Raw genomic sequence first — 5,029 nt, 5'->3', positions numbered from 1 at the left:
CGGACGACGATCTCCCCGGGCAGGAGCGGGTCTCCCCAGGGTTTCGTACCTCGGGTCATCCGACTGCAGCAGGCCGTCTGCGACGACGCCGTCGGAGACCTCGGCCCCGATCCACCCACCGCCGACCACGAGGACGTGCCCGACGCGACGCGCGTGGAGCCGGCTGCCGGCTCCACGCTTGTGCCGTCCCGGTCGATCCTCACGACCGGGACGCCCCGACCGGGTTCCACCGTCAACGCGGCCCAGGTCTCCGCCGTCAGCAGGTAGGTGCCCTGGCGGTCGCTCTCACCTGGGCGGTGCGGCGGCGTCAGTGCGGGTGGACGCCACCAGCGCGAGCCAAGGCCCAGGCCACAGTGCAGAGTATGAACTTCTGGTGAAGATTTCCCCCGGCGAGCACATCGCACGTTCATGATGGCCTTCGGATGGCCCACGATAGGGTCGATACATGGGCCGAAAGTCCCTGGCGTCGCTGAGACGTCGGTGTCCCACAGATTCTTGAAGGGGTGTCGTGAGGCGAGGTCAGCAGCACAACGGCGCGGCCCCGGCGGGGCGCGGGGGCGTACGGAGGCGCTCTTCGGCGACTGCCGGAGCCGTCCTGGGGGCGATCGGGATGATCGTGCTCGTCGGCTGCGCTCCTGGTGGGACGACCGAAACCGCGGCTGGTGCCGTCGATTCCGGCTACGTGGCAGGTGACGGTTCGTTCGCCACGTGGCAGCCCGAGGAGCGCGACGGCGCCGTCGAGCTGGTGGGCACCACCTACGACGGCGAGCAGGTGGACCTGACAGCGTGGCGCGGCGACGTCGTCGTCGTGAACTTCTGGTACGCGGCCTGCCCCCCGTGCCGGAAGGAGGCCCCCGACCTCCGGGCCATCGAAGAGGACTACCGGCCGCAAGGGGTACGGATGCTCGGTGTCAACCCGCGGGACGACACCGGCACGGCGCAGGCCTTCGAGCGCACCTTCGAGGTCCCGTATCCCTCCCTGCACGACGAGAACGCCAGTGGGGTGGCAGCGTTCGAAGGCCTGGTGCCACTGCAGGCCATGCCCTCGACCGTGGTGCTCGACCGCCAGGGGCGGGTGGCCGCACGAATCCTCGGACAGATCGATCCGGCGATCCTGCGCGGGCTGATCGACGACACACTCGCCGAGGCCGTCTGACGTGGACTGGAACGACATCGGCCAGGCGTTCGCCGACGCAGTGCTGACCGGGCCGATGATCGCGGCCCTCCCGGTCGCCGCGATCGCCGGGTTCATCTCCTTCGCCTCGCCCTGTGTGCTGCCGCTGCTTCCCGGCTACGTGGGATATCTCGGCGGCATGGTCGGCGCCACGGCGGACGACACCACGCTCGGAGCACCCGGACGGCCGCGCCTGCTCACCCGACGCGCTGGGGGGACGCGCCTGCTGGTCGGAGTGCTGTTGTTCGTGGCCGGCTTCACCGCCGTGTTCGTGCTGCTGGGCGTCGTGTTCTCCTGGGCCGGCATACTCCTGGCCCCGTGGCTCGACGTGCTCATGCGCGTCCTCGGCGTCCTCGTGATCGTCATGGGCCTGGCGTTCATCGGCTACGTACCGTTCCTGCAGCGCGAGCGTCGTCTCCGGGCGTTGCCCCGCCAAGGCGTCTGGGGCGCGCCCGTGCTCGGTGTCGTGTTCGGGCTGGGTTGGGCACCGTGCATGGGTCCCACGCTGGCGGCCGTGCTGACACTCTCCTTCGGTGAGGCCGACCCGGTCCGTGGCGGCGTCCTCGTCCTCGCCTACAGCCTGGGGCTCGGCGTCCCGTTCGTGGTCCTCGCCATGCTGTTCGCGCGTTCCGGGCGGGGTCTGGAGCTCTTGCGCCGGCATCGGCTGCGCATCCAACGGACGGGCGGGGTGTTGTTGGTCCTTCTCGGCCTCGCCATGGTCAGTGGGCTGTGGGGGATGCTGACCGGTTACCTGCAGGGCCTGGTCGCAGACTTCGGGACGTTGGTGTGAGAGCGATGACCACCCGGGCCGTCGACGAGACGAACCTGAGCTCCAAGGGCGGGCAAGGGTTGGCGGCGCCGGACGGCGGCCAGCGGCTCGACCTGCCCCGGCTCGGCCTCCGGGGGTGGTGGCGCTGGGTCTGGCGTCAGCTGACCAGCATGCGGGTCGCCCTGCTGCTGCTCCTCCTGCTGGCCGTCGCCGCCCTGCCCGGGTCCTATTTCCCGCAGCGACCGCAGTCCCCGGACCGCGTCGCCCGGTACTTCACGGACCACCCCACCCTGGCGCCGTGGCTCGACCGGCTGGGGTTCTTCGACGTCTACGCCTCCCCATGGTTCGCCGCGGTGTACCTGCTCTTGTTCACCGCCCTGATCGGGTGCATCCTTCCCCGGGTCCGGGTGCACTGGCGGGCGCTACGCGCCCTGCCGCCCCGGGTGCCGCGCAACCTGCGACGCTTCCCCGTGCGCGAGGAGAGGTTCGTCGCCCGACCTCGAGCCGAGGTCGAGGCACGGGCCCGGGCGGCGCTGAAGGGCCGATATCGGGTCGCGCTCTCCGGGGACGGAATCGCCGCCGAGCGCGGCTACCTGCGGGAGACCGGCAACCTCGTGTTCCACATCTCCCTGATCGGCATCCTCCTCTCGCTCGCGAGCGGGCAGCTCTACAGCTACCGCGGCCAGGCCGTCGTCGTCGTGGGGGAATCGTTCGCCAACTCGGTGCTGGACTACGACACCTTCGACCCCGGCACCTTCTTCGACCCGTCGAAGCTCGAACCCTTCACCTTCGCGCTCGACGACTTCCGGTCCGAGTTCACCGTCGACTCGCAGGCCCGTGACTTCGCGGCGGAGGTGACGGTCACCGAGCCGGACGGAACCACCCGGCGGGAGACGATCAAGGTCAACGAGCCCATGGCCGCCGGTGGCGCCAACGTCTATCTCATGGGCAACGGCTTCGCTCCCGAGATCACCGTGCGTGACGGCGCCGGCGAGATCGCCTTCGCGGGGGCGGTGCCGTTCCTGCCCCAGGACTCCGTCTACACCTCCAAGGGCGTCATCAAGGTCCCCGACGTCACCGGTGGGCAGGAACAGTTCGGGTTGACGGGAGTGTTCCTGCCCACCGCCGTGATGGCCCCGGACGGGGCGGGGGCCTACTCGGGGCACCCCCAGCCCAATGCCCCGCTCCTGGTCCTGACCGCCTGGGCCGGTGATCTCGGCCTGAACGACGGCATCCCGCAGAACGTCTACGTGCTCGACACCGACGACATGCGTCCGGTGTACGAGCCCGCTCCCGACGGTTCGCCCGGCTCGGCAGCCCAGGGACAGGACCCCGTGACCCTGTTCATCGCGCCCGGGCAGACCGTCGCCCTGCCCGAGGGACTGGGCACGGTGACCTTCGAGTCCCTGCCCCGCTTCGTGGCGCTCGACCTGCGGTACGACCCCACGCTGCCCTACCTCCTCGGCTCGTCGATCGCCGCGATGCTGGGCCTGTTCGCCTCGCTCTTCGTGCCACGCCGGCGGCTGTGGCTCAAGCTCGCGGACGGTCCGGACGGCGGGACGGCAGTCTCCGCCGCGGCGCTGGCACGAGGAGAGGACCCCGGGCTCGCCCGAGACCTCGACCGGGTCATGTCCGCGCTGGAGACACCCCCAGGCGCGCACCCCGGCACGGCCGCACCTCCCACCACGGCCGGCCGCGTGCGGGCCCGAAAGGACTCCGATGCCTGAAAGCATTCTCGGCCAGGTCAGCCTCGCACTGGTCTACGGCGCGATGGCCGCATACGTCGTGGCGTTCGTCGCCTTCGCCGTCGACCTCTCCGGCCTGCGCGTGCACGGTGGCGGGGAGCGCCGCCGCCGCGCCGCGGGCATCGCGATGGCCACCGTCCGGCTCGGGTTCGCCCTGCACGTGCTGGGCGTCGCCACCCGCACCGTCGCGGCCGGTCGGGTGCCGTGGGCGAACATGTACGAGTTCTCCATCCTGTCGACGCTGGTCGCCATGTTGATCTTCCTGGGCCTGCAGCACGGCCGTGACATGCGCTTCCTCGGGGCGTTCGTGGTCGGCCCCGTACTCCTGCTGCTCGGCGTCGCCGTGTCGGTGCTCTACGTGCGAGCCGACGGGGTGGTGCCGGCGCTGCAGACCTACTGGCTGGTCATCCACGTGTCCGTGGCGACCCTCGCCGTCGGCGTCTTCACGATCGGCGCCACCCTCTCGATCCTGCAACTCATTCAGGAGCGGGCCGAGCTGCGCGGGTCCGGGCCCGCGCCCGCCGGTGGTGGCATCGTGGCGAGCGCGGGGTCCGTGAACGGTCCCGTGGCACCGACCTTGGTGGAGGATCGCGAGCGGACCCAGGCGCCGAAGCGCAACGGTCGACGACTCGAAGCCATGCCTTCCTCCGTCGAGTTCGAACGGCTCGCGTTCCGCCTCAACGCGGTGGGCTTCATGATGTGGACCTTCACCGTCATCGCGGGGGCCGTCTGGGCCGAGCACGCCTGGGGCCGTCCGTGGGGATGGGACGCCAAGGAGGTGTGGTCGTTCGTCATCTGGGTCCTGTACGCCGCGTACCTGCACGCCCGGGCCACCCGCGGTTGGGAGGGCCGTCGTGCGGCGTATCTCTCCATTGCCGGGTTCGCCGCCATCGTGGCCAACTATTTCCTGGTCAACCTGCTCTTCAACAGCCTGCACGCCTACAGCGGCCTCGGCTGAGCCGGTGCGGCCGCCCCGGCGGCGTTCGGACGCGGGCGGTCCGCGGCGGCCCGGCGACGGCGCGCACCCACCTCACGCCGGTGGGTGCACCACCCAGCTCAGCCCAGGAGCAGAGCCGGGAGCGTGGCGACGAGAACGATCGCGGCCACGATCATCGTGATGGTCCGCCCGTGGGCGGTGGCGCGGGGAATGCTCCGCAAGGGGAACAGGAACTGACGGCCGAGTACGTAGGCGGCGACGGTGGCGAGGAGCACCAGACCGCTGCCGCTGGTCGGCAACAGCACGACGGCCGCCAGCGCGAGCGCGCCCAGCACGGCCGAGAACGTCGACTCGAAGATCTGAACGGGTATTCTCCGGATACCCAGGCGCCGGTCCGAGGACCA

General features: G+C 70.8%; 5 protein-coding genes and 1 pseudogene. 5 read left to right on the top strand and 1 reads right to left on the bottom strand.

Annotation, left to right across the window (positions count from 1 at the left end; translation table 11 throughout):
- The 5 genes from ACYC1Z_RS14175 to ccsB all read left to right on the top strand — a co-directional run.
- Positions 1-267: hypothetical protein (locus tag ACYC1Z_RS14175; RefSeq protein ID WP_461410168.1), on the top strand; the 267-nt coding region annotated here is incomplete at its 5' end.
- A 415-nt stretch (positions 268-682) separates the two neighbouring features.
- Positions 683-1,156 (top strand): TlpA family protein disulfide reductase, encoded by a 474-nt coding sequence (locus ACYC1Z_RS14170; protein ID WP_461410167.1) that lies wholly within the window; start codon positions 683-685, stop codon positions 1,154-1,156.
- A 1-nt stretch (position 1,157) separates the two neighbouring features.
- On the top strand, positions 1,158-1,964 hold the full coding sequence (locus tag ACYC1Z_RS14165) for a cytochrome c biogenesis CcdA family protein (protein WP_461410166.1): 807 nt from the start codon (positions 1,158-1,160) through the stop codon (positions 1,962-1,964).
- Between the two features lie 5 nt (positions 1,965-1,969).
- Positions 1,970-3,670 carry a cytochrome c biogenesis protein ResB gene (gene resB, locus ACYC1Z_RS14160; protein ID WP_461410165.1) on the top strand — a complete coding sequence of 567 codons (1,701 nt, stop codon included), beginning with the start codon at positions 1,970-1,972 and terminating at the stop codon, positions 3,668-3,670.
- On the top strand, positions 3,663-4,646 hold the full coding sequence (gene ccsB, locus ACYC1Z_RS14155) for a c-type cytochrome biogenesis protein CcsB (RefSeq protein WP_461410164.1): 984 nt from the start codon (positions 3,663-3,665) through the stop codon (positions 4,644-4,646). The genes resB and ccsB overlap by 8 nt, the downstream gene beginning before the upstream one ends.
- Before the next feature lie 98 nt (positions 4,647-4,744).
- Here ccsB and ACYC1Z_RS14150 read toward each other — a convergent pair.
- A pseudogene (locus ACYC1Z_RS14150) lies at positions 4,745-5,029 on the bottom strand (prolipoprotein diacylglyceryl transferase); the annotation flags it as partial.

This window comes from Georgenia sp., assembly GCF_054605595.1.
This window is presented reverse-complemented; position numbering and strand designations above follow the sequence as displayed.

Bases quoted from the DNA above. Each gene is read 5' to 3' on its own strand.
- resB (WP_461410165.1), top strand. From the start codon at position 1,970: ATGACCACCCGGGCCGTCGACGAGACGAACCTGAGCTCCAAGGGCGGG.
- ccsB (WP_461410164.1), top strand. From the start codon at position 3,663: ATGCCTGAAAGCATTCTCGGCCAGGTCAGCCTCGCACTGGTCTACGGC.